The following is a 23,615-nucleotide window of genomic DNA, read 5'->3' on the forward strand; positions in this document are numbered from 1 at the left end:
GTACTTTGCCGCCGCCTCCAGATCCATCCGCCAGCCCACCCAGGAGCCGCCCTTGATTCCCTCCATGCCCTCCCTGCGGCCCGTGCCTGCCGTCCGGCCGGCCGGCCCCACCATGGCCGCGCTGCTGACCTGTCTGTCCAGCGCCACGGCACTGCTGGGCACCGGCGCCGCCCTGGCGCAGGACAGCGTGGCCTCGCGCATCACCCAGGTCACCGTCTCCCCCGGCAGCGCCACCGTGGAGCGCACCGCGCGCGTGGCCGCCGGCGCCCGCAGCGCCGTGTTCCGCTGCCTGCCCGCCTCCATCGACACCGCCAGCCTGCAGATCGCGGCGGGCACCGGGGTGCGCGTGGGCGAGTTCAAGATCACCACCGAAGACCGCGACGTGGGCACGGGCTGCGCCAGCCCGCTGGACGGCCGCGTCCAGGACCTGGAAGACCAGCTGGCCGCCGTGCGCGCCGAGACCGCCTCGCTGCAGCTCGTGAACCGCTACCTGCAGGGCGTGGCCGGCAATGCCGGCAGCGCGGCCGACACGCCGCAGCCCGACCGCCGCGCCCCTGCCAGCGCCGCCGCGCCGGTGAGCCCGGGCCAGATCGGCGCCACGGCCGATGCGCTGCGCAAGACCTCGCTCGACGCCCTCACCCGGTCGCACGCGCTCCAGCGCCGGCAGGAGGCGCTGGAACTCGCGCTCAAGCCCCTGGTGGCCGAGCGCAACCGCAACGCGGGTGGCCCGCGGGCGCGCGCCGTGTCGGTCGCCGTCCACCTCGCCGCCGAGCGCGAGGGCGAACTGCGCCTGTCCTACCAGGTGCGCGGCCCCGGCTGGCAGCCCACCTACCGCGCCGTGCTGAACAGCGACACCGGCGCCGTGGTGCTGGAGCGCCTGGCGCTCGTCGCGCAAAACAGCGGCGAGGACTGGACCGACGTGCGGCTCACCCTCTCCACGCAAGCCGCCACCCGCGCCACGCGCGGCCCCGCGCCCGGTGCCTGGACCCTCGATGTGGCGCCGCCCCCGCAGCCGCAGATGGCCATGGCCCGCCTGCCCGCACCGGCGGCACCCGCTGCGATGGCCGCGCCGGCCAGCGTGGCCGAGGAAGCCGAGCCGCCCAGCTTCGACGTGACCGCGTTCGCCGGCACCTACGCCACGCAGTTCGCCGTGCCCCAGCGCATCACCGTGCCCTCCAACGGCCAGCGCACCACGCTGGCCCTGGGCACGCACAACGCGGCCGCCACGCTGCTCACGCGCGCCGCGCCCGCACGGCAGGGCACGGCCTACCTCGTGGCCGAGATCGCGCCGCCGCCGGGCGCCTGGCCCGCAGGGCCCGTGGGGCTGTACCGCGACGGCGCCTTCATCGGCAACGACACCCTGGATTTCACGCAGGACGCCACGGCCGGCGGCAAGGCCACCCTGTGGTTCGGGGCCGACGACCAGGTGGTCGTGCAGGCCGAGCCGCCGCAGGAGAGCACCGGCAGCGCCGGCTTCACCGGCGGGCGCACGGAGCGCCGCACCGATCGCGCCTATCGCGTGGAAAACCGCCACACCCGGCCCATCGCGTTGCAGGTGCTGGACGCGGCGCCGGTCTCGCGCAACGAGAAGATCGAGGTCGAATCCCGCTACGCCCCCGCGCCGCAGGACACGGCGTGGAACGGCACGCCCGGCACCATCGCCTGGCAGCAGCCGCTGGCCGCCGGCGCCACCGCGCGCTTCACGGCCACGCACACCGTGCGCTACCCGAAAGAGATCGCGCTGAGGGAGCGGGAATGAACGCCGCCCCCTTCGGCCCCGCCACGCCCGCTGGCGCACCGCGCCGCGCGACTGCCGCCTTCATGCGGTCGCATCCCGCGCACTGGATCGCCCTGGGCTTCGGCGCCGGCCTGTCGCCCAAGGCGCCCGGCACCGTGGGCACGCTGTGGGCGTGGCTGGCCTACCTGGTGCTGCAGCAGTGGCTCGCGCCCCTGCATTTCGGCGTGTTGATCCTGGCCGGCACGCTCGTCGGCTGGTGGGCATGCACCACCACCGCGCGCCACCTGGGCGTGGCCGACCCCGGCAGCATCGTGTGGGACGAGGTCATCGCCTTCTGGCTCGTGCTGTGGCTGGCCATGCCCATGGGCTTTTGGGGGCAGTGTGCGGCGTTCGCGCTGTTCCGCTTCTTCGACGCCGCCAAGCCCGGCCCCGTGGCCTGGGCCGACAGCCGGTTCAAGGGCTTCGGCTGGCGCGGCGGCTGGGGCATCGTGTTCGACGACCTGGTGGCGGCCTTCTGCACGCTGGTCGTGATCGCGCTGTGGAGGCACCTGTGGTGACGCCGGACGATTCGCTATCAAAATCAGAGCATGATGCCCTAGAGAATATTGCGCTGGAGGCCGATTTGGCTCATATCGCGCAAACACTCGTCGCGCGCGGGTGGATGCTGGCCACTGCCGAAAGCTGCACGGGCGGCCTGATCGCCGGCGCCTGCACCGACCTGGCCGGGTCGAGCCGCTGGTTCGAGCGCGGCTTCGTCACCTATTCCAACGCCGCCAAGGCCGATTTGCTGGGCGTACCCGCAGCCCTCATCGAAGCGCACGGCGCGGTGAGCGAGCCCGTGGCCCGCGCCATGGCCGAAGGCGCCGTGACCCGCTCGCTGGCGCAGGTGAGCGTGGCGGTGACCGGCGTGGCCGGACCGGGAGGCGGCAGCGCGGACAAGCCGGTGGGGACGGTGTGGTTCGGCTGGTCGGTGGCGGGCGTGGTGCGCAGCGAGGTAGTGCGCTTCGCAGGCGACCGGGCTGCGGTGCGTGCCGCCACCGTGCGGCATGCGCTGGCGCGGCTGGCCGATCTTCTGCGTTGAACGCAACGCCCAAGCCTCAAGTGGCAGTCTCCCTCGGTCCGGCGGATTCGATGCAGGCGGCATCCCAGCGCTTCAGTTCGACAGATTTCGCGAGCATGCCCAAGGTGAGCGGCACCTTCTTCTGGCGATCCCGATAGCGGCGGAAAGGCATCAAAAACAACTGCAGTGGATTGAACCCTTCGTTGTGGAAATACCGTCCGAAATCGAACCCGCTGGAATCGACGCCGAATTCCGCGAAGAAGGTCTCCATGAACTCCACCGCATCGTCGCCCGTGATGCCAAGTTCGTCCTCGATCGTTGTCTCTGGGTGGAAATTTCGGCCTGGGAAAATCCCAGATTCTTTTCTGGCGAATGCTTCGATCGCTGCAATGAAGCCCATGACCGGATGCTCTCGATCTTTCCGCCGGGTAGTTTGACGGCTAGATTCTGCTAGCGTCGTTGATCTTTTGGCACTCATACGGATCGAGCGTGCCACGCCGATATTTACAATACTCTATAAATCTAGCCTTATCCTCTGCTCTCAGCAGGTCATAGCGTTCGTATTCAAGGCCATCCTGCGATGGATCTTGAAAAAAAATAATCCAAGATGGCTGAGCCTTAATGAAAGGATTCCAACTCACCCCCATCTCATGGTCCCCGGTGTATTTATCCAGACCCAGAAATAGCCACGCCAACAAAATCATTAAAAAACACAATACAAAATAACGAAAATTCTGTTTTTTAAACATATTAAGGCTCCGACAACCCCAATTTTTTCCTGAGCTGATCGGCAATGACCATTCCATAGATCCCTGGACATGCGCGACTGGTTTGAACAGTTCTTGCAAAATCCCTGTGCCCGCCCAATCGACGGATTGGGAAAAAATCCTTCAGTGCACCTACCAACGCCTCCGTTCTAGATATCTGCTGCTCCGTACCTTCGTCGTGCAACACCTTTAATCGATCAGCTTGCACACTCAAAAACTCATTGATAGCAGCCTGGGCACCCTTGGCCTTGGCGACATTCATGACGCCGGGTCCGTATTTAGCGCCCTCCCCTCTCACGCTCAGGTCTGCCAATAACACAATTCCAATGACTCCCGTATTCATCGCCTCCACATGAGCCCCTTTGTGACGGATATCAAGTGCCTCGTAGATGGTACCGTCGCAGGCTACCGCATAGTGATAGCTAACTCTCCCGAATTTCTTGATGTCTATCTTCTCTACTTGACGAATGGACTCCATGCCAGGGGCCGCACAACCGAATGTGTTTCCTGCGTGATGAATGGCAATCGAGTGATAGTTCCAATCGTTGGGCGGAATCATCGCTGGATTTTGAGCCTTCCAACTGAGGCGATCAACTATCGATAACCTATCAATCAGGGCTTGACGTATTTTTTCCTGATTTGCAATCCAGCAGGCGGCGGTGGGATTTAAGATCCTGATACTAGGTTTATCAAGGGCTTGGTGGGTGGGTCCTCCTGGGAAAACAGTCGAATCCACAGGAAGAATTCCAACCATTTCCTGAAATGTTCGAATCGCGTCTAATGTTCTGGCATTGATATAACCATCTTCTTTGACAGGCAAATAACCCATTTTGCACTTCATGTGACGGTTGAGCGATGCCTGAACCGCCAAAACATCATTTCTTTTATTCCCTGAAGTCTTACCCACGGGTGAAGTTATTTTCATAGAAGATACTTCTTAAAAAATTCTTAACCCATGAATTTACCCTTAAATAGACAACTCACTAAATAATGAAAATTTATAGTTATCTGAACAAAATCTAATGCAGGATATTTCCCTCACAGCGATGGCCGACCTATGCATTACATAGCAGAGTCCGCGCCGCCCCCCAGCCGCCCCACCAGCCCCGCACTGGCTTCGTTCAACCCCACCACCTCCACCACCGCCCCGTGGTGCCGCAGCCGCTGCACCACCTTCTCCAGTGCGGCCACGGCTGTCACGTCCCAGAAATGCGCGCGGGAGACATCGATGCGCACGGGCCGCCCTTCGGCCGCGAGGATGTCGAACGCGTCGATGAAGGCATCGGCCGAGGCGAAGAACACCTGGCCCGTCACGCGCCAGGTGCGCAGGCCGGTGGCGGCATCGTCCTCGGCCCGCACGCCGAGCAGGCGCGCGACCTTGAACGCGAAGAACACGCCGCTCAGCACCACCCCCACGCCCACCCCGGCCGCGAGGTTGTGCGTGGCGAGCGTCACGGCCACGGTGGCGATCATCACGGCGCTGGACAGGCGCGGGTGGCGCACCACGGCGCCCAGCGACTTCCAGTCGAACGTCGAGGCCGACACCATCACCATGATGGCCACCAGCGCGATCACCGGCACGCGCGACACCCAGTCCTTCAGCGCCACCATCAGGATAAGCAGGAACACGCCGGCGAACAGCGTGGACAGGCGCCCGCGCCCGCCGTACTTCACGTTGCCCACGGCCTGGCCGATCATTCCGCAGCCGGCGATGCCGCCGAAGCAGCTGGCCGCGATGTTGGCCAGGCCCAGGCCCGCGCATTCGCGGTTCTTGTCGCTGGGCGTGTCGGTCATCTCGTCCACCACGGCGGCGGTGAGCACCGATTCGAGCAGCCCCACCATGGCGATCGCCAGCGCCGGCAGCGCGATGGTGCGCAGTGTCTCCAGCGACACCGGCACCGCGGGCAGGCCGAACAGCGGCAGCGCGTCGGGCAACCGGCCCAGGTCCGCCACGGTGGGCAGGTGCAGGCCCATGGTGGAGGCGATGAGCGTGAGTGCCACCACGCAGATCAGCGGCGACGGAATGGCGGTGAGCGCCCGCACCCGCAGCCGCTGGCCGAGCCACGGCAGGCCGTAGATGAGGGCCAGCCCCAGCGCCAGCAGGCCCCAGGTGGCGGCACTGGCGCCGCGCAGGTGCGGCAACTGCGCCGAGAAGATCAGCACCGCCAGCGCATTGACGAAGCCCGTGCGCACCGAGCTGGAGACGAAGCGCACCAGCACGCCCATGCGCAGCAGCCCGAAGGCCACCTGCACCGCACCGGCCAGCAGCCCCGCCGCCAGCAGGTAACCCAGGCCGTGCGACTGCACCAGCGGCGCCGCCACCAGCGCCACCGAACCTGCGGCTGCCGACACCATCGCCGGGCGCCCGCCCGCGAAGGCGATCACGATGCTGATGACGAACGAGGCGAACAGCCCCACGGAAGGATCGACGCCCGCCACGAACGAAAACGCGATCACCTCGGGGATCAGCGCGAACGTGGCCACGGCACCCGCGAGCAGTTCGCGCGGAATGCTGGGCGCCCATTCGGCGCGCAGGCGGGCCAGGAAAGCAGGGGTCATGGAACGGCAACGCGCGCCGGAGCGCGCGTAAAAGCAAAAGGAAAGGGGAAGAAGAAGCGCCCGGTCAGGCCGCGCCGGCGCCGGTCAGGCGCCGCAGCACTTCTTGTATTTCTTGCCGCTGCCGCAGCTGCACGGGTCGTTGCGGCCCGGGGTGTCGGCGCGGCGCACGGCCTCCACGCGCGGGCCGATGCTCTTCCAGAGCTGGCGCAGGTCGTACACGGCCCAGACGGCTTCGCTGAACGACTCCAGGCGGCTTTCGCTCACGCTGGCCGGGCCATCCTCGGCATACAGGTTGTGCTCGGGCTTGCCGGTGTCGTCCTCGGTGAGCACCACGATGTTCTCCAGCGCGCCGTCGAGCCACTGCGCGGCGTCCTTGTCGCGCGGGGCGGCCCATTCCTCGGGCCAGTTCTCGACGGCGAACATGAAGCCGAGCGCCCACACCTGGCCGAACGAGGGAATGTCCTGGCCGGCCATCTCGGCGCGCTCCTCCTCGGGCAGGCAGGCGACGGCGCCGCGCATGTCCATCACCTCGGGCTGGAAGGCGCGGTCGTCTTCCAGCGATTCCACCTCGGTCGCCAACTGGCGGCTGACCTCGTCGAACCGCAGCGTCCACAGCTCCATGAAACGCGCCTGCTGGGCTTCGTCCTTGAAGGCCGGCAGCAGCGGCAGCGCGGCGCCCGCGCCCTCGGTCACATCGATGGGGCCGCCGTCGTCCAGCAGCATGGGCAGGTATTCGGCTGCGGGAATGGCGCGGCGCGTGCAGGCCAGGGCGGTCAGGAAGCCGTCGCAGAACTCCCACTGCGGGATCTCTTCGGCGCGGCTGCGCAGGTCGTCCAGCAGCGTGTCCAGTTCGTCGAGCGCGTCGTTGTCGAGGGCGGGTTCGGTGCCGGCATCGGTGGCGGCGGTGTCGTGGGAGGATTCGGTCATGGGGCGGCTCCAGGGCGCGGCGGGGGGAGAAAAAAGGCTTCGTTATGATGCCGCAGCCCGCGCAAAGCCGCGAACCGGGGCAGGCGCGAGGCATGGCGCTGGTGGCAGGTCCGACCCGCCCAGGCCACGGCCCGGCCGCAGCCGGCGATTTTATCCGCCAAGCCCTGGCAGCCCGCCCGCCCCCCATTGGTGTCCCCGCCCGCCACCGGCCCCTTTCGCCCTCGCCCACTGCCCACATGCCGCTTTCAGCCGACCCTGCGCCCCGCACCGCCGCCCCGACCGACCCTGCGGCCTTCCTGCGCGAACACGCGGCCACCCAGGCGCCCAACGTGCAGAGCTACCGTCTGCCCGGCGAGCAGTGGTGGCTCAAGCGCGCGGGCGCCAGCCACGGCGCCGGGCGCTACCGCGCCATGGCCGTGCTGGCGCGCGTGCTGGGCCTGGCGGTGCTGCGCCCGGTGCCCACGCCGGGCGGGCCCGCGGCCATCGCCATCGAGGTGCAGCGCCTGCGAGACTTCGCCGCGCGCGGGCTGCGCGCGCCCGAGGTGCTGGCGGTGCAGCACGACGCTTTTTTGATGCGGCACTTAGGGCGCCCCGACGAGGAAACCCATTCCCTGGGCAACGAGATCGACCACGCCGTGGCCGAAGGCCCCGAGGCCGTGCTGGCCCTGTGGCGCCAGGGCCTGGAGGCCATTGCCCGCGTGCACGCCAGCGGCACCTGCCTGAGCCAGGCGTTCGCCCGCAATCTCGTGCGCTGCCCCGACGGCGTGGTGGGCTATGTGGACTTCGAGGACGACCCCGCCACCGCGCTGCCGCTGGCCGTGTGCCACGCGCGCGATGCGCTGTGCTACGCCCAGTCCACCGCGCTCTACCTGCGCCAGGCGGGCGCGCTGGAGGCGGCCCGCACGCTGTGGGCGGCCTGGCTGAGCGCCCAGGGCCCCGACATGCGCGCGGTGCTGGCCACCACGGTGCGCCGCCTGCGCTGGCTGCGCCACCTGCCGCCGAGCCGGCGCCTGGGCCGCGACCTGCAGCGCGTGCGCGCCGCCTACGACCTGCTGGCGCCCTGAATCTGGCCGGGGAGGCGGCGCCGCGGCGCCACCGTCACTCCTCGCTCGTCCACTCCACCTGCACGCCCAGGCTGCGCAGGTTTTCCACGAAGCGCGGGTGCGCGCGCCGGATGGGCGTGGCGTTGCGGATCTCCGAGCGCCCGTCGATGCTCGCCGCCACCATGAACAAGGCGATGGCCACACGGATGATGTAGGGGCTCTCCACCACGGCGGGCGTGAGCGCATTGCCGCCGAAAGTCACGATGCGGTGCGGGTCGGACGAGAACACGTGCGCGCCGAACTTCGACAGCTCGCCCGTCCAGCCCAGCGCCCCGTCATAGACCTTGTTCCAGAACATCGCGTTGCCCTGCGCCCGCACGCCCAGCGCGATGAAGATGGGCAGCAGGTCCACGGGAAAGTAGGGCCAGGGCGCGGCCTCCACCTTGGTCAGCACGTTGCTGGTGAAGGGCGTCTGCACGGTGAGCGGCCCCTCGCGGTGCGCGCGCGACCAGCCGTCCGCATGCTCGATGCGCACGCCGAACTTGGCAAAGGTGCGGTCGATCAGCGGGAAGTTCTCCGGCGCGCTGTTGCGCACCACCACGTCGCCGCCGGTGATGGCCCCGAGCGCCAGGAAGGTGGTGATCTCGTGGAAGTCCTCGTCGAAGCGGAACTCCCCGCCCCCCAGCGCCGCGCCGCCGTGCACCGTGAGGCGCGACGTGCCGATGCCGTCGATGCGCACGCCCAGCATGGCCATGAAGCGGCAGAACTCCTGCACGTGCGGCTCCGACGCGGCGTTGTTGAGCGTGGACACGCCGCTGGCCGAGGCCGCGCACAGCACGAAGTTCTCGGTGGTCGTGACCGAGGCGTAGTCCAGCCAGTGGTGGGTGGCATGCAGCGGCCCGGCGCAGCGCACGAGCAGCGAGCCCTGCGCGCGCTCCACCGCGCCGCCGAAGCTGCGGAACACCTCCACGTGCGGGTCGATCTCGCGCACGCCGAGCGTGCAGCCCTTCACGTTGTCTTCGAGCCGCGCCACGCCGAAGCGGGCCAGCAGCGGCGGCACCAGCATGATGGACGAGCGCATCTCCTCGGGCAGGCGGTGGGCGGCGGCGTCGAACGCGGTGTCCTTGTGGTGCAGGTCCAGCGTGCCGCTGGCGTGGTCCATGCGCACGTCGCTGCCCAGGGTGCGGAAGATGTCCAGGATCTTGCGCACGTCGGTGATGTCGGGCACGCCGTGCAGCGTGAGCGGCGCCTGCGTCAGCAGCGTGGCGCACAGCACGGGCAGCACGGCGTTCTTGTTGGCGGAGGGCGTGATGCGGCCACGCAGCGGCGTGCCTCCGTGCACGATGAGATTGGACATGGGCGGGATGCGGGGCAAGCCCCGAAAAGAAAACAGCCGGCACTGTACCCCCTGCGCGGTGGCGACAAAGGCCGCCACCGGCTTCCTGGCCGCCGCCAGCCTCCGTATCGCGGGCGATTCCGTAGCCCGCCGTGGGCCGCGTCCGACAGGGCGCAGCCCCAGCGCCCACTATCTTCGCCCCAGCGCTCCCGCCTTTCTTCCTCCATCGCCTGCATGTCTTCCTCTGCTTCTGCCGCTGCCCATCCTGCGGCAGCCAACGCGGCCCCTGCCGCCGCCCCTTCCGCTTCCAGGCGCGCCCCTACTTTTTCCATCGCCGCGTGGAAGCAATTCATGAGCGTGGCCAAGCCCTATTGGCAGGGCGACAAGAAGGTGGCGGCCTGGTCGCTGCTGGGCTTGCTCGTGCTGCTGATGCTGTGCGAGACGCAGCTGGCCGTGATGCTGATCGACCGCACGGGCGAGATGACCTCGGCCCTGGCCGCCAAGGACCGCGACCGCTTCTGGGATGCGGTGCGCACCTGCCTCATGGTGCTGGGCTTCGCGGTGCCGGTGTACGCCTTCTACTACTACATGCGCGACGCGTTCTCCAACCACTGGCGGCGCTGGCTCACGCACCGGTTCCTGGACGGCTACCTGGGCGGGCGCCGCTACTACGAGCTGAACACGCAGGGCGGCATCGACAACCCGGACCAGCGCATCAGCGAAGACATCAACACCTTCACCGGCCGCTCCACGCACTTTCTGCTGATCTTCGTCGGCGCAGGCATGCAACTCGTGGCCTTCAGCACCGTGCTGTGGTCGATCTCCAAGGTGCTGGTGGGCTTTCTGGCGGTGTATGCGCTGCTGGGCACGGTGGTGGCGCTGTACGTGTTCGGCGCGCCGCTGATCCGCCTCAATTTCTGGCAGCTGCGGCGCGAGGCGGACTTCCGCTTCGGGCTGATGCGGCTGCGCGAGAACGCCGAGTCCATCGCGTTCTACCGCGGCGAGGCGCAGGAACGCGCGCAGCTGGACCACAGCTTTCAGTCCGTGTTCACCAACTACGCGCGGCTCATCAAGCGCCAGCGCTCGCTCAACCTGTTCCAGCGCGCGTTCAGCCAGCTCACCGTGGTGATCCCCGCGATCATCCTGGCCGACGCGGTGCTGTCCGGCGACATGGAGGTGGGCCGCGCCATCCAGGCGGCCGGGGCGTTCGCGGCGGTGCTGGCCGCCGTCTCTCTGATCGTGGACAACTTCGAGAGCCTGAGCCGCTTCGTGGCCGGCATCGGCCGGCTGGACACGCTGGCGCAGGCCCTGCTGGGCGCACCGGCGCGGCGCGAGGAGCCGGCCGAGCCCGAGGCCGTGTCGGCCGCACGCAAGCTGCGCCGCCAGCAAAGGCGCGAGCAGCGGCGCCGGCGCGGCCACGCCGCCGTGGCCAGTGGCATTGCCCCTTCGCCTGAGCCGGCATCCGCCGCCGAAGCAGCAGCGCCCGACACCTCGCGCGAGATCCAGGCCAGGGAAGGCAAGCGCCTGGCCATCGAATCGCTCACGCTCTACACGCCCCAGTTCGGCCGCCTGCTGGTCAAGGACCTGTCGCTGGAATTGCAGCCGGGCGACGCGCTGCTCATCACCGGGGCGAGCGGCTGCGGCAAGAGTTCGCTGCTGCGCGCCATCGCCGGGCTGTGGCGCACGGGCGACGGCGTGGTGCACCACCCGCCGCTGGACGACGTGTTCTTTTTGCCCCAGCGCCCCTATATGCAGCCCGGCACGCTGCGCAGCCAGATGATCTACCCGGCGCGCAGCACCGAGCTGGACGACGCGCAGTTGCTTCAGATCCTGAACGACGTGCACCTGCCGGAACTGGCCGAGCGCGTGGGCGGGCTCGACGCCACGCGCGACTGGGAAAAGCAGCTGTCGGTCGGCGAGCAGCAGCGCCTGGCCTTCGCCCGCGTGCTGGTGCGCCAGCCGCGCACCGTGATCCTGGACGAAGCCACCAGCGCGCTGGACGGCGCCAACGAAGCGGCGCTGTACGAGCGGCTGCGCGCCAGCGGCGCCTCCATCATCAGCATCGCCCACCGGCCGGCGGTGCTGGCGCACCACACGCACGTGCTGCAACTGCTGGGCGAGGGCCGCTGGGCCCTGCACCCGGCCGAGGGCTTTCAGTTCGAGGCGTGAGGGGCGTGGAGCGCCGCGTGCGCGGCGGGTGGCGTGGGCGGGTTCAAGCGGCGCACGCCGCGGGTTCCAGCACCAGCACGGTCGCCACGTGCGCATCCTGCGCCAGCAGGCGCTTGCGCATGCAGACCACGGCCTTGTCCTTGGACAGCAGGATGGCGCGGTGCGCCACGGCCAGGTCGATGAACTTCTGGTCGTCCGCGTCCTTGCACACCGAGGGCACGCGCGCCGCCTCGGGCACCGCGCGGCTGCGGGCATCGAAGGCCGTCAGCACCGCGGCGGCATCGAGGCCATAGAACGCCAGGCGCGGCACGATCTGCGGGTAGGCCAGCACGCGCTCCAGCTCGTCGCGCATGGCCTGCGTGGCCACCCACTGCAGCCGCTCCTGGGCGAGCAGATCGCGCAGCGGCGCCACGGCAGGGTCGGCGAACACCAGCAGGTCCAGCACGATGTTGGTGTCCACCACCACGGCGCGCGGGGCCTCGCCGCCCGCGGCCTGCGCCGGCAGGCGCAGCTCAACCCGCATCGGGCGTGCCGTCGGCAGGCCGGGGAGCGCGCTCGCGTGCCGAGCCGCGCACCATGTCGAAGCGGAACAGCCGGCATTCGATGGGGCCGTTCCACATGGGCACCCGGCGCGACTCCTTCAGGCGCATCTTGCCGGGCAGCTTGAGGTCGGGCGTCAGCATCCAGCCCTGCCAGCCGGCGAAGTTCTTCTTCCAGTGCGTGGCGAGCTGGCTGAAGAACTCGCCGCCGTCCTCGGTCTGCGCCGTCTCGCGGCCCGCGCGCTCCACGTGGCCCGCGCGCACGGACGCGCTGCGCCCGGCCGTGCCGGCGGCGGCAATGCGCTCGCCGTAGGGCGGGTTCAGCAGCATCACGCCGGGCTGGTCGGTGGGCGGCATGCGCTGCAGCGCATCGCCGCCGCGCAGCTCGATGGCCTGGGCCACGCCCGCGCGCTCGGCGTTGCGCTGGGCGAAGTCCACCATGCGGTGCGACACATCCGAGCCGAAAATGCCCACTGCCGCCGGTTTGATTGCCCTTTCTGCTTCACTTTTGATAGCAGACCAGACATGGGCCTGGAACGGCAGCAGCTTCTCGAAGGCGAACCGCCGCTGCATGCCGGCGGGGATGTGGCAGGCCATCTGCGCCGCCTCGATCAGCACGGTGCCGCTGCCGCAGCAGGGGTCGTACAGCGGCACGTCGCCCTGCGGGTCCCAGCCGGTGGCCGCGATCATGGCGGCGGCCAGCGTTTCCTTGAGCGGGGCGTCGCCCTTGTCCTCGCGCCAGCCGCGCTTGAACAGCGGCTCGCCCGAGGTGTCGATGTACACCGTGGCCTCGTCGGTGGTCAGGTGCAGGTGGATGCGCACGTCGGGCCACTGGGTGTCCACGTCCGGGCGCACGCCGGTCTTGGCGCGAAAGCGGTCGGCCACCGCGTCCTTCACGCGCAGCGCGGCGAAGTTCAGGCTGGTGAGCGGGCTGTGCTGGGCGGTGACGTCGATCTTGAAGCTCTGGCGCGGGGTGAACCAGATCTCCCAGGCGACCTCGCTCGCGGCGGTGTACAGATCGTTTTCGGAGCGGTACGGCCGGTGGCCTAGCTGCACCAGCACGCGCTGCGCGAGCCGGCTGTGCAGGTTGAGCATCAGCGCGTCGCGCCAGGAGGCCCGCAGCAGCACGCCGCCCCGGCCGGTGAGCAGGTCCTGGCCGGTCAGGCCGGTGATGCCGTGCACTTCGTCGGCCAGAAAGCCCTCGACGCCGGCGGCGCAGGGCAGGAAAAGTTGCAGTTGATTCATAGACGGCCCCGAGGATACGCGCTGGCAGCGCCGCCGGGTGGCCGAGGGCCGACGCCGCCTGGCGCGGCAGCGGCCGGCGTCCCGGAGCGCACGCCTTTCAAAGCACCAGGGTTTCCACCTAGCAGAACCACCGACTTGCCATTTGTTTTGGGTCAACCAATTGTCAGAATGAACCCTTGTGTGTATCCATTTGCAAAGGTACTCCATGTTCAAAAGCCTGCGTGCGCGCCTCATTGGCATCTGCGTCGCCATCACCGTGCTCTCGCTGCTGGCCCTGGCGCTGGTGACCTTCTTCGTGGTGCGCAACGACACGCTGGCGCAACTGGACGAGCATGTCGGGGGCCTGACCCGCCTGCATGCCGACGAAGTGGCCGAATGGGTGCGCGAAAAGCAACGGATCACCTCGTCCCTCAAGGTCGCCACCGAGCAGCCGGACCCGCTGCCCATGCTGCGCGCCATCAAGCAGGCCGGCGCGTTCGACCTGGTGTACTTCACCTATGCCGACAAGCGCCACATGGCGCTCACCAAGGTGCCGGACGGGTACGACGGCACCTCGCGCCCCTGGTACAGGCAGGCGGCGCAGGCGGGCGGCCCCGTCATCACCCCCGCCTACGTGGGCGCGAGCAGCGGCAAGCTGACCATCACCTTCGCCGAGCCCGCCGGCCCGGCCGGCCAGCCCACGGCCGTGGTGGCCACCGACATCTACCTCGATTCAGTGACCGCCAAGGTCAACGCCATCCACCCGATCGCCAAGAGCTTCGCCTTCCTGCTGGACGGCGACAGCAAGATCCTGGCGTATGCCAAGCCCGGCATGGCGCTCAAGCCCGTCTCCGAGATCGCGGGCAGCCTGGATGCCGCGCTCATCAAGCGCCTGGCCGAGCGCAACGAGCGCACGGACGTGCAGATCGACGGCGCCGACCAGATGCTCTACGCCGCCAAGGTGCAGGGCACGCCGTGGACGCTGGCCATCGCCATCGACCGCGCCGAGGCCACGCAATCGGTCAGCGCGCTGCTGAAAGTGGCGGTCGTCATCACCCTGCTGAGCGTGCTGGCCGCCGTCGCGCTGGTCACCGTGGCCGTGAGCCACCAGCTGCGCCGCCTGGGCGTGGTGCGCGATGCGCTGGAAGACATCGCCTCGGGCGACGGCGACCTGACGCGCCGCCTGTCCACCCACGGCAGCGACGAACTCACCCAGATCGCCAGCGCCTTCAACCACTTCGTGGACAAGATCGCGGCGGTGCTGGTGCAGATCCGCGCCTCGTCCGAATCGGTGCGGCTGGCCACCAGCGAGATCGCCAGCGGCAACCAGGACCTGTCCTCGCGCACCGAGCAGCAGGCCAGCTCGCTGGAAGAGACGGCCGCCGCCATGGAGCAGCTCACCGCCACCGTGCAGCAGAACGCCGAGAACGCGCGCCAGGCCAACACGCTGGCCTCGGGCGCATCGGAGATCGCCACGCACGGCGGCACCGTGGTGGGCCAGGTGGTGAAGACCATGGGCGGCATCGATGCCTCGGCCCGCAAGATCGTGGACATCATCGGCGTGATCGACGGCATCGCCTTCCAGACCAACATCCTGGCGCTGAACGCGGCCGTGGAAGCCGCCCGCGCGGGCGAGCAGGGCCGGGGCTTCGCCGTGGTGGCGAGCGAGGTGCGCACGCTGGCCCAGCGCAGCGCGACCGCCGCCAAGGAAATCAAGGCGCTGATCGACGATTCGGTCACCCAGGTGGACGCCGGCAGCAAGCTGGTGCAGGACGCCGGGGCCACCATGGACAAGGTGGTGGACAGCGTGCGCCGCGTGACGGCCATCGTGGCCGAGATCAGCAACGCCAGCCAGGAGCAGAGCACCGGCATCGCCGAGATCGGCAGCGCCGTGAGCCAGATGGACCAGTCCACCCAGCAGAACGCCGCGCTGGTCGAAGAAGCCACCGCCGCCGCGCAGTCGCTGCAGCAGCAGGCGGCGCAGCTGGCCGACGCGGTCGCCGGCTTCAAGCTTGACGCCCACGGGACCGCGGCACCCTCGCGTGGCGGCCCGGCAGGCGGCGCGAACCGCGCGCCGACCCTGCGTTAAAACGGCCTCCAGCGCAATTAGCACTAAGGCATATAGCTATTAATTTAATAGCAACCGCTTTCACACTATCGCCCGGCAGGGGGCCACTGGCTCAGGCCCGGGCGTTGCGGCGCCGGCCCATGGCGGGGCACAGGGGCGCCGGGTGGCGATCCGAAGCCCGCGCGCGCCCTTCTTTCGGCCTTCGCTGACGGCGCCAAGGCCCCCTGGCGGCCATGATGGCGCGATGACCCCCACCCTGCCCTCGCGCGCCCCTTCGCCGCCGGCCCGCTCCGGCCGAGCCCCCCTCACGCCACGCACCTGGCTCGCCCTGGCCGGCTGGCTCGCGATCGCCTTCGTGGCCGCCGCGGTCGGCAGCATCGCATCGGTCAAGGCGCCGCAGTTCTACGCACAGCTGACCCAGCCGGCCTGGGCGCCTCCGGCCTGGCTGTTCGGCCCGGTGTGGAGCGCGCTGTACGCCATGATGGGCATCGCGGCCTGGCTGGTGTGGCGCGAGCCCGCAGGGGCCGTGCGCCAGCGCGCGCTGTGGCTGTTCACCGTGCAACTGGCGCTCAATGCGCTGTGGAGCTGGCTGTTCTTTCAGTGGCATCTGGGCGCGTGGGCCCTGGCCGACATCGGCCTGCTGTGGTGCTGCGTGGCCGCCACCCTGGTGGCGTTCTGGCGGCTGCGGCCCCTGGCCGGGGCGCTGCTGGTGCCTTACCTGGCCTGGATCACCTTTGCCGCCGCGCTGAACTTCGCAGTCTGGCGGCTGAATCCGCAGTTGCTGGGCTGAGGGGCCCGGCGTCTTTTACGGCGCGGGCGCTACAGCGCCTTGCGCAGGTTGGCCGGCGCGATCTTGAGCGCCTCGCGGTACTTGGCCACGGTGCGGCGGGCGCACTCGATGCCCTGCTCCTTCAGCATCTCGGCGATCTGGCTGTCCGACAGCGGCTTGGCCGGGCTCTCGGCCGAGACGAACTGCTTGATGAGCGCCCGCACCGCCGTGCTGGAGGCGTTGCCCCCGGTCTCGGTGCCCAGGCCCGAGCCGAAGAAATACTTGAGTTCGTACGTGCCCTGCGGCGTGGCCATGTACTTGGCCGTGGTCACGCGGCTGATGGTGGACTCGTGCAGGCCCAGTTCGTCGGCGATGTCGCGCAGCACCAGCGGCCGCATGGCCAGCTCGCCGTGCACGAAGAAGTTCTTCTGCCGGTCCACGATGGCGCGCGACACGCGCAGGATGGTGTCGAAGCGCTGCTGGATGTTCTTGATGAACCAGCGCGCCTCCTGCAGCCGCTGCTGCAGGCCCTGGTGGCCCTCGCCGCCCCGGTTGCCGCGCAGCGCACCGGCGTAGATGTCGTGCACGCGCAGGCGCGGCATCACATCGGGGTTGAGCTGCACGCTGAAGTTCTGCTGCGTGCTGCGCCCGGTCTTCTTCACGATGACGTCGGGCACGATGATGTTGCGCTCCACCTCGGCGAAGGCGCGCCCGGGCCGGGGCTCCAGGCGGGCGATCAGGGCCATGGCCGCACGCGTGCGCTCCTCGCCGCCGCCACAGGCCTGCGCCAGGCGCCGCACGTCGCGCCGCGCGAGCATCTCCAGCGGCTGCTGGCAGATGCGCAGCGCGGTCTGCACCACGTCCGGGTCGCCCTCGCCGTCCTCGCGCAGCGCCTTGAGCTGCAGGGTCAGGCACTCGGCCAGGCCGCGTGCGCCCACGCCGACCGGGTCCAGGCTCTGCAGCAGGCCGAGCGCCACGGTGAAGCGGTGCACCAGTTCCTCGACCTGCTCGGTGTCTTCCTCGCCCGCCAGGCTCACGGCCAGCGACGGCAGCGACTCGTCCAGATAGCCGTCGTCGTTGAGCGATTCGATGAGAAAACGCAGCGCCGCGGTATCGACCTCGGACAGGCGCAGGCCCAGCGCCTGCCGGTGCAGGTAGGCGGTGAGCGACTCGTGGCTGCGGGCCAGTTCGGTGGCGTCGGCATCGTCGCCCTCGCCGGCCGTGCGCGTGCGCGCCGGGGCGTCGCCGCCCCATTCGCCGTCGTCCGGCATCATCTCGACGGTGCCGTCGCCTTCCCAGTCGGGGGCGTCCGCGCTGCCAGGCGCCTCGGCGGCGCTGGCGGAATCGCCCTCCGAAGAAGAGGCCTCCGCCGCCGTACTGGCCTCACTCGATGCGCCTGAATAGATCGCGTCCTCGGTGTGGCGGTCGTCCTCGCTCACGGGCGCATCGGCCTGCGGCAGGCCGAATTCTTCGCGCGCGGCCTCTTCGGCGGTGCGTTCGAGGAAAGGGTTTTCGTCGAGCATCTGCTCGACCTCTTGCGACAGTTCCAGGGTGGACAACTGCAGCAGCCGGATGGACTGCTGCAACTGCGGCGTGAGTGCCAGATGCTGCGAGACGCGCAGCGACAGCCCAGGCTTCATCACCAGCGTGCCGCCGGGCCGCCCCAAGGCGCGGGGGCGCCCTCGGGGAGCAGCGCAGTACACACGGTGGCCAGCGTGGGGACCATGCTCACATCCTGAAATGCTCGCCGAGGTACACGCGCCGCACCTCGGCGTTGTCCACGATCTCGGAGGGCGTGCCCCGCGCCAGCACCCGGCCATCGCTGATGATGAAGGCGTGGTCGCAGATGCCCAGAGTCTCGCGCACGTTGTGGTCGGTGATCAGCACGCCGATGCCGCGCGCCTTGAGGAAGCCGATGATGCGCTGGATCTCGATCACGGCGATGGGGTCGATGCCCGCGAACGGCTCGTCGAGCAGGATGAAGCGCGGCTGCGTGGCCAGGGCCCGCGCGATCTCCACGCGGCGGCGTTCGCCGCCCGACAGCGCCAGGGCTGGCGAGGCCCGCAGGTGCTCCACGCGCAGCTCCTGCAGCAAGGCGGTGAGGCGCGACTCGATCTCGTCGCGGGTCAGGGCCTTGTCGTTCTCGTCGCGCTGCAGCTCCAGCACGGCACGCACGTTTTCCTCGACGGTCAGCTTGCGGAAGATCGACGCTTCCTGCGGCAGGTACGAAAGCCCCAGCCGCGAGCGGCGGTGGATGGGCATGTCGGCCACCGAATGGCCGTCGATGCGGATGTCGCCGCCGTCGCTACGCACCAGCCCCACGATCATGTAGAACGAGGTGGTCTTGCCCGCGCCGTTGGGGCCGAGCAGGCCGACGACCTCGCCCTTTTGCACGACCATCGACACGTCCTTGACCACCTTGCGGCTGCCGTAGGACTTCTCCAGGTGTTCGACCTCCAGCCGGCTGATGTTGCCGGCCGCCGAGGCTTCGGAAGGGTGTGCCGCCGCCATCACTTCGCGCCGCCGCCCAGTTCACCGCTGGGCCGCAAGGCGGGCGCCGGCGAGGTGGGGGCCGGGGACGCAGCCGGCGCGCCGGGCTTGGCCGGGGTTTCCTTGGGCGACAGCACCGCGCGCACGCGGCCTCCGGGGGTGGCCGCGGTGTTGCTGCCGGCGGGGGCGGCCTTCTGGCCATCGACGGTGAACACGTCGGTCAGGTTGTTATAGACAATGAGGGCGCCGGCCATCTCGTCGGTCAGGGTGGATTCGCGGTAGCGGCGCAGTTCCGAGCGGCGGATGAGGCGGACCAGATCGGCCCGGCCGTCGTACTCGATGACCTCGCCCTCGCCCTCGACGAACTCGTCGGGCATGCCGGGCGCCGTGTCGCGCTTTTGCCGGAAGAAGGCCCGCTTGCCGGTTTCGGCCGTCATGGTGCCGTACTGGAACCCGTCGGGGTCCTGCCGCACGTCCAGCCGCGCGCCGCGCAGCAAGATGGTGCCCTTGGTGACCACCACGCGGCCGGTGAAGACGCTGGTTTGCTTGAGTTCATCGTGGCGCAATGCGTCGGCCTCGATGTTCATGGGCTTGTTGCGGTCGGCCTTTTCGGCGCGGGCGCCACCCATGGCGAAAGCCAGGGCAGCAAGCAGGAGGATCGGTAGGAGGCGTTTTCTCATAGGGCACGAATCTTGCAAAGATTGTAGCCACCCCTAGGCGCGATCCGGGAGCGGCAAAGAAAAAGCCCGCAAACGCGGGCTTGTCGTTCGACCGGCGGCTGGGAACGGGTCCCGTTCCCGGGGCTCAACCGCCCTTGGCCGCCGTGGATGCGAGGTATTCCACCACTTGCAGCACGCCCTGCATGTTGCCAGCCATCGTGCCATCGGTGTAGTAGCGGCCGGCCACGCCCATCGAGGGCACGCCTTCCACGCCATAGCCTTCTTGCAGCTGGGAGGCCTTGCGCAGCTGGTTGGAGACGGAGAAGGAGTTGTACGCCTCCTTGAACTTCGCCACGTCCACGCCCTGCTTGCCGATCCATTCGAAGATCAGGTCGTCCTTATTGAGGGCCTGCTTTTCCACATGCACGGCGCGAAAGACCTTGGCGTGCAGATCGGCCACCTTGCCCATGCTTTCCAGGGCGAAGTACAGCTTTTGCTGCGGCGCGAAGCTGGAATTGAACGCCACGGGCATGCGGCGGATGACCAGGTCCTTGGGCGCCGCCTTGATCCAGGCTTCCAGCGTGGGCTCGAAGGCGTTGCAGTGCGGGCAGCTGTACCAGAAGAACTCGATGACCTCGACCTTGCCGGCGGGCACGTCGCTGGCCACGGGCTTGCCCAGCTTGACGTAGTCCTTGCCTTCCTTGAATTGGCGGGCCTGGGCCATGGCGGGCGTCGCCAGGGGCAGCGTCAGGGCGGAAGCGGCCACGGCCGTGGCGGTGGACAGGGAAAACTCGCGGCGTTTCATGAAAAAGACACTCCTTGTTCGGTCAGTGGGTTGTGAGCGGCAGGCGGCGGGAAAAGTTCAGCGCTGCACGCGCACCAGCGCGGATTCGACGCCCGCGCCATCGAGCTTGTCCTTGAGCATTTCGGCATCGTCGCGCTTGGTGAACGGGCCCACGCGCACGCGAAACACGGTGCGGCCGGCCTGCTCGCGCTCGCTCACACGGGCTTCCCAGCCCAGCATGGCCAGTTTGGCGCGCTGTGCGTCCGCGTCGGCCTGGGTGCGGAAGGCACCGGCCTGCACGAAGTAATCGAACGGCTCGGCGGCACCGGGCGCGCTGGCGGCCCGGGCCTTGGCCAGATCGCCCAGCGGATCGGACGAAGCGGCCGGCTTGCTGGCGGCGCCCCGTGGCACCGAAGCGGCGGCCACGGCGGCCGGCACCGACGCGCTGCTTGCGGGCGCTGGCGCGACACCGGCCACCGCCGGCGTCGAACTGGCGGGCACGGGGGGCCGCGCCGGGTTCTTGCCGTACAGCGGCGAATTCGGGTCCCAGTTCTTGTTTTTCTGGGATTCAACGGCGTCCTGATCGGCGCTGCGCGCGCCCCCCTTGTTGAGGAACGGCACCGGCACCTTGGTCACATACACGGCCACGCCCAACGCCGCCCCCAGGCCCACGACCACCCCGAGGATGAAGCCGATGGCGGTGCCCCCACGTTGCTGTTTTGTCATATCCGTAAACACTCACATTCTGGCTGGCGCCGATACGCCCAGCACGGCCAGGCCATTGTGCAATACCTGTGCGGTAGCGGCGACGAGCGCCAGGCGCGCGCGCTTGACGGCTTCGTCGTCCACAAGGATCCGCTCGGCGTCGTAGTAGCTGTGGTAGCTGGCGGCCAGGTCGCGCAGGTAGAAGGTGACGTCGTGCGGCGCCTCGCCTTCGGTCGCGGCGGTGAGCATCTCGGGGTACTTGGCCAATTGCAGCATCAGCGCCTGGGCCTGCGGGCCTTCGAGCGCGGACAGGTCCACGCCCTGGAGGGACGCCACATCGCCGCCGCCCTGCTCGGCCCAGCTGCGCAGCACGGAGCAGATGCGCGCATGCGCGTACTGCACGTAATACACCGGGTTGTCGTTGTTCTGCGCCACGGCCAGATCGACGTCGAAGGTGTATTCGGTATCGGGCTTGCGGCTCAGCAGGAAAAAGCGCACGGCATCCTTGCTGGTCCACTCGATCAGGTCGCGCAGGGTCACATAGCTGCCGGCGCGCTTGCTGATCTTGACCTCTTCGCCACCCTTGACCACGCGCACCATGGTGTGCAGCACGTAGTCGGGGTAGCCCTGCGGAATGCCCACGTCGGCGGCCTGCAGCCCGGCGCGCACGCGGGCGATGGTGCCGTGGTGGTCCGTGCCCTGGATGTTGACGACCTTGGCGTAGCCGCGCTCCCATTTGGAGATGTGGTAGGCCACGTCGGGCACGAAGTACGTGTACGAGCCGTCCTGCTTGCGCATCACGCGGTCCTTGTCGTCGCCGTAGTCGGTGCTTTTGAGCCACAGCGCGCCGTCCTGCTCGTAGGTCTTGCCGTTGGCGACCAGCCGGTTCACCGTGGCCTCGACGCGGCCGCTGGTGTACAGGCTCGACTCGAGGTAGTACTCGTCGAATTTCAGGTTGAAGGCCTGCAGGTCCTTGTCCTGCTCGTGGCGCAGGTAGGCCACCGCGAAGTTGCGGATGGATTCCACATCGTCCACGTCGCCGCTGGCCGTGAAGGCGCGGTCGGTCGCCTGCACCGTCTTTTTCGCGAGGAAGTCGTTGGCGATGTCCTGGATGTAGTCGCCGTTGTAGAACCCCTTGCTGGCGGGATTCTCGGGGTCGGTGGGCCAGCAGTCGTCGCCGGGCTTGAAGCCCTTGGCGCGCAGTTGCGTGCTGTGCGTGAGCGTGTGGATCTGCACGCCCGCATCGTTGTAGTAGTACTCGCGGTGCACCTTCCAGCCTTGCGTGGCGAAAAGGTTGCAGATCGCATCGCCCAATGCAGCCTGGCGGCCGTGGCCCACGTGCAGCGGGCCCGTGGGGTTGGCCGAGACGAACTCGACCAGCACGTTCTGGCCGTTGTCCGGCTGTTGCCCGAAGCGCTCGCCGGCGGCCAGCACTTCGCGCACCACTTCCTGCTTGGCGGCGGGCTTCAGGCGGATGTTGATGAAGCCGGGGCCGGCGATCTCCAGCGCATCGACCCAGCGGCCGAAAGCCGGCGTGGCCAGCAGGGCCGCGCGCAGCGTTTCGGCCAGCTGGCGGGGGTTCTGCCTGGCGGCCTTGGCCAGCTGCATGGCGGCGGTGCAGGCGAAATCGCCGTGCGCGGCCACCTTGGGGGATTCGAAAGCAGCGCGCCCGGCGGCGCCGGGCGACAATTTTTCCAGCTCGTCGGCGAGCGCCGCGAGCAATTCCTGTTTGACGGAGAGCATCCGGCGATTCTACGGGCCGCCCGTCATCCAAACTTTCGGCCATGACGTTATGCTGAACAGCCTCGCGGGGTGCGCGTCGACGGGGGGCTTCCTATCCACTTTTTGCAGGAATACGACATGAAGAATCTGCTCTCCGTGGTGGCCGCCGCCGGCCTCGCCCTCTCCCTCGTGTCGGCCCATGCCGCCGATGCCCCCGCAGCCGCCGCCTCCGCGCCGGCCAAGGCCCCCACCGCTCAACAGAGCAAGATGGCCACCTGCAACGCCGATGCCAAGACCAAGGCCCTGAAAGGCGACGAGCGCAAGGCTTTCATGAAGGACTGCCTCAGCGCCGACAAGCAGGCCGCCCAGCAGGGCAAGATGACCACCTGCAACGCCGACGCCAAGACCAAGGCGCTCAAGGGCGACGAACGCAAGGCCTTCATGAAGCAGTGCCTGAGCAACAAGCCCGCCGCCTGATCCGGCCACCGGCCCGCCCTCTCGTGAAAAAGCCCCGCAGTGCGGGGCTTTTTGCTGGGCGCGGCGCGTTCAGCGGGTGCCGACGCCCCGCGCGAGGAACGTGGCCGCCAGCGGGACCAGCACCAGCAGGTGCGCCTCGATCATCACCAGGCGCCGCGTGCTGCGGATCGCCGCCTCGTCCGGCAGCGCGCCCGTGGCGCGCAGGGCCTTGCGCCAGCGCAGGAAACGCAAGGTGGGGACGATGGAGAGGAGGCCGATCACCACGAACAGCCCCGCCTTCACGTGCAGCAGCGGCTGCGTTCCGTACCACTGCGCACCCTTGATGCCCCAGCCGACGCGCGCCAGCCCCGTGGCCAGCACGGCCAGGGCCGCGATGCCGTACAGCCGGTCCAGCTGCGCCAGCCGCTCCACCACCGCGGCGTTCAGCCACGCCGGGCGGCACAGCGCGGCTTCGCTCGCCAGGAAGGTGGCCATGGTGAGGATGGCCAGAAAATGGGCGTAGGCCAGCAGGGCTTCGGTGGTCATGCAGCGATCCTTGAAGTGGGGCGGCGCGATGTTAGCGCGCCCATGGGAAAGCCT

At 68.8% G+C, this 23,615-nt stretch carries 23 protein-coding genes; 8 read left to right on the forward strand and 15 right to left on the reverse strand.

Translation table 11 applies throughout. From position 1 onward, the window contains the following. Positions 1 to 112: 112 nt before the first annotated feature. The 3 genes from M5C98_RS21745 to M5C98_RS21755 all read left to right on the forward strand — a co-directional run bounded on the left by M5C98_RS21745 (position 113) and on the right by M5C98_RS21755 (position 2,819). Positions 113 to 1,759, forward strand: a complete 1,647-nt coding sequence (locus M5C98_RS21745; protein ID WP_272553367.1) for a DUF4139 domain-containing protein — start codon at positions 113 to 115, stop codon at positions 1,757 to 1,759. Further along, a complete protein-coding gene (locus M5C98_RS21750; RefSeq protein WP_272549532.1) occupies positions 1,756 to 2,295 on the forward strand; it encodes a phosphatidylglycerophosphatase A family protein in 540 nt (179 codons plus the stop codon). The genes M5C98_RS21745 and M5C98_RS21750 overlap by 4 nt, the downstream gene beginning before the upstream one ends. Before the next feature lie 104 nt (positions 2,296 to 2,399). Further along, positions 2,400 to 2,819, forward strand: coding sequence for a CinA family protein (locus M5C98_RS21755; protein ID WP_272549533.1), 420 nt, complete (start codon positions 2,400 to 2,402; stop codon positions 2,817 to 2,819). A 16-nt stretch (positions 2,820 to 2,835) separates the two neighbouring features. On the opposite strand, the gene M5C98_RS21760 is transcribed toward M5C98_RS21755, so the two are convergent. From M5C98_RS21760 to M5C98_RS21780, 5 genes are all read right to left on the reverse strand, one after another. Continuing rightward, entirely contained in the window at positions 2,836 to 3,198 is a 363-nt protein-coding gene (locus tag M5C98_RS21760) for a DUF1493 family protein (protein ID WP_272549534.1), read from the reverse strand. 40 nt (positions 3,199 to 3,238) lie between these two features. Further along, on the reverse strand, positions 3,239 to 3,547 hold the full coding sequence (locus tag M5C98_RS21765) for a hypothetical protein (RefSeq protein ID WP_272549535.1): 309 nt from the start codon (positions 3,545 to 3,547) through the stop codon (positions 3,239 to 3,241). A 1-nt stretch (position 3,548) separates the two neighbouring features. Then, the gene (locus M5C98_RS21770; protein WP_272549537.1) at positions 3,549 to 4,490 is read right to left on the reverse strand and encodes a peptidoglycan recognition protein family protein; all 942 of its coding nucleotides are present in this window, start codon (positions 4,488 to 4,490) and stop codon (positions 3,549 to 3,551) included. 137 nt (positions 4,491 to 4,627) lie between these two features. Further along, positions 4,628 to 6,124: a SulP family inorganic anion transporter gene (locus M5C98_RS21775; RefSeq protein WP_272549538.1), complete on the reverse strand. Its 1,497-nt coding sequence runs from the start codon at positions 6,122 to 6,124 to the stop codon at positions 4,628 to 4,630. A gap of 84 nt (positions 6,125 to 6,208) precedes the next feature. Beyond that, the gene (locus M5C98_RS21780; RefSeq protein WP_272549540.1) at positions 6,209 to 7,051 is read right to left on the reverse strand and encodes a UPF0149 family protein; all 843 of its coding nucleotides are present in this window, start codon (positions 7,049 to 7,051) and stop codon (positions 6,209 to 6,211) included. Between the two features lie 236 nt (positions 7,052 to 7,287). Here M5C98_RS21780 and M5C98_RS21785 point away from each other — a divergent pair, with 236 nt between their 5' ends. Further along, entirely contained in the window at positions 7,288 to 8,115 is an 828-nt protein-coding gene (locus M5C98_RS21785) for a hypothetical protein (protein ID WP_272549541.1), read from the forward strand. A 34-nt stretch (positions 8,116 to 8,149) separates the two neighbouring features. On the opposite strand, the gene M5C98_RS21790 is transcribed toward M5C98_RS21785, so the two are convergent. Further along, the gene (locus M5C98_RS21790; RefSeq protein WP_272549542.1) at positions 8,150 to 9,451 is read right to left on the reverse strand and encodes a UDP-N-acetylglucosamine 1-carboxyvinyltransferase; all 1,302 of its coding nucleotides are present in this window, start codon (positions 9,449 to 9,451) and stop codon (positions 8,150 to 8,152) included. A 330-nt stretch (positions 9,452 to 9,781) separates the two neighbouring features. Between M5C98_RS21790 and M5C98_RS21795 the strand changes: the two genes are divergently transcribed. Next, entirely contained in the window at positions 9,782 to 11,599 is a 1,818-nt protein-coding gene (locus M5C98_RS21795; protein ID WP_442867301.1) for an ABC transporter ATP-binding protein/permease, read from the forward strand. Positions 11,600 to 11,642: 43 nt separating this feature from the next. On the opposite strand, the gene M5C98_RS21800 is transcribed toward M5C98_RS21795, so the two are convergent. Together M5C98_RS21800 and M5C98_RS21805 are read right to left on the reverse strand one after the other, a co-directional pair. Further along, positions 11,643 to 12,122: a putative toxin-antitoxin system toxin component, PIN family gene (locus tag M5C98_RS21800; protein ID WP_272549545.1), complete on the reverse strand. Its 480-nt coding sequence runs from the start codon at positions 12,120 to 12,122 to the stop codon at positions 11,643 to 11,645. Then, positions 12,112 to 13,383 carry a THUMP domain-containing class I SAM-dependent RNA methyltransferase gene (locus M5C98_RS21805; RefSeq protein ID WP_272549546.1) on the reverse strand — a complete coding sequence of 424 codons (1,272 nt, stop codon included), beginning with the start codon at positions 13,381 to 13,383 and terminating at the stop codon, positions 12,112 to 12,114. Before M5C98_RS21805 ends, M5C98_RS21800 begins: the two co-directional genes overlap by 11 nt. 205 nt (positions 13,384 to 13,588) lie before the next feature. Here M5C98_RS21805 and M5C98_RS21810 point away from each other — a divergent pair, with 205 nt between their 5' ends. After that, a complete protein-coding gene (locus M5C98_RS21810; protein ID WP_272549547.1) occupies positions 13,589 to 15,451 on the forward strand; it encodes a methyl-accepting chemotaxis protein in 1,863 nt (620 codons plus the stop codon). Between the two features lie 223 nt (positions 15,452 to 15,674). Next, positions 15,675 to 16,220, forward strand: coding sequence for a TspO/MBR family protein (locus M5C98_RS21815; RefSeq protein ID WP_272549548.1), 546 nt, complete (start codon positions 15,675 to 15,677; stop codon positions 16,218 to 16,220). 29 nt (positions 16,221 to 16,249) lie between these two features. On the opposite strand, the gene M5C98_RS21820 is transcribed toward M5C98_RS21815, so the two are convergent. From M5C98_RS21820 to argS, 6 genes are all read right to left on the reverse strand, one after another. Further along, positions 16,250 to 17,839: an RNA polymerase factor sigma-54 gene (locus M5C98_RS21820; protein WP_272549549.1), complete on the reverse strand. Its 1,590-nt coding sequence runs from the start codon at positions 17,837 to 17,839 to the stop codon at positions 16,250 to 16,252. Between the two features lie 88 nt (positions 17,840 to 17,927). After that, positions 17,928 to 18,710 (reverse strand): LPS export ABC transporter ATP-binding protein, encoded by a 783-nt coding sequence (gene lptB, locus M5C98_RS21825; RefSeq protein WP_272549551.1) that lies wholly within the window; start codon positions 18,708 to 18,710, stop codon positions 17,928 to 17,930. Continuing rightward, entirely contained in the window at positions 18,710 to 19,369 is a 660-nt protein-coding gene (lptA, locus tag M5C98_RS21830; protein WP_272549552.1) for a lipopolysaccharide transport periplasmic protein LptA, read from the reverse strand. Before lptA ends, lptB begins: the two co-directional genes overlap by 1 nt. Before the next feature lie 124 nt (positions 19,370 to 19,493). Further along, positions 19,494 to 20,153, reverse strand: coding sequence for a thiol:disulfide interchange protein DsbA/DsbL (locus M5C98_RS21835; RefSeq protein WP_272549554.1), 660 nt, complete (start codon positions 20,151 to 20,153; stop codon positions 19,494 to 19,496). Positions 20,154 to 20,210: 57 nt separating this feature from the next. Further along, positions 20,211 to 20,858, reverse strand: a complete 648-nt coding sequence (locus tag M5C98_RS21840; protein ID WP_272549555.1) for an SPOR domain-containing protein — start codon at positions 20,856 to 20,858, stop codon at positions 20,211 to 20,213. A 12-nt stretch (positions 20,859 to 20,870) separates the two neighbouring features. Further along, a complete protein-coding gene (gene argS / locus M5C98_RS21845) occupies positions 20,871 to 22,580 on the reverse strand; it encodes an arginine--tRNA ligase (RefSeq protein WP_272549556.1) in 1,710 nt (569 codons plus the stop codon). 117 nt (positions 22,581 to 22,697) lie between these two features. Here argS and M5C98_RS21850 point away from each other — a divergent pair, with 117 nt between their 5' ends. Next, a complete protein-coding gene (locus M5C98_RS21850) occupies positions 22,698 to 23,036 on the forward strand; it encodes a PsiF family protein (RefSeq protein WP_272549557.1) in 339 nt (112 codons plus the stop codon). 69 nt (positions 23,037 to 23,105) lie between these two features. On the opposite strand, the gene M5C98_RS21855 is transcribed toward M5C98_RS21850, so the two are convergent. Next, positions 23,106 to 23,561: a DUF2214 family protein gene (locus tag M5C98_RS21855; protein ID WP_272549559.1), complete on the reverse strand. Its 456-nt coding sequence runs from the start codon at positions 23,559 to 23,561 to the stop codon at positions 23,106 to 23,108. Positions 23,562 to 23,615 lie beyond the last annotated feature (54 nt).

The sequence above is a fragment of the Acidovorax sp. NCPPB 3576 genome, from assembly GCF_028473605.1.
GTDB lineage: Bacteria > Pseudomonadota > Gammaproteobacteria > Burkholderiales > Burkholderiaceae_C > Paracidovorax.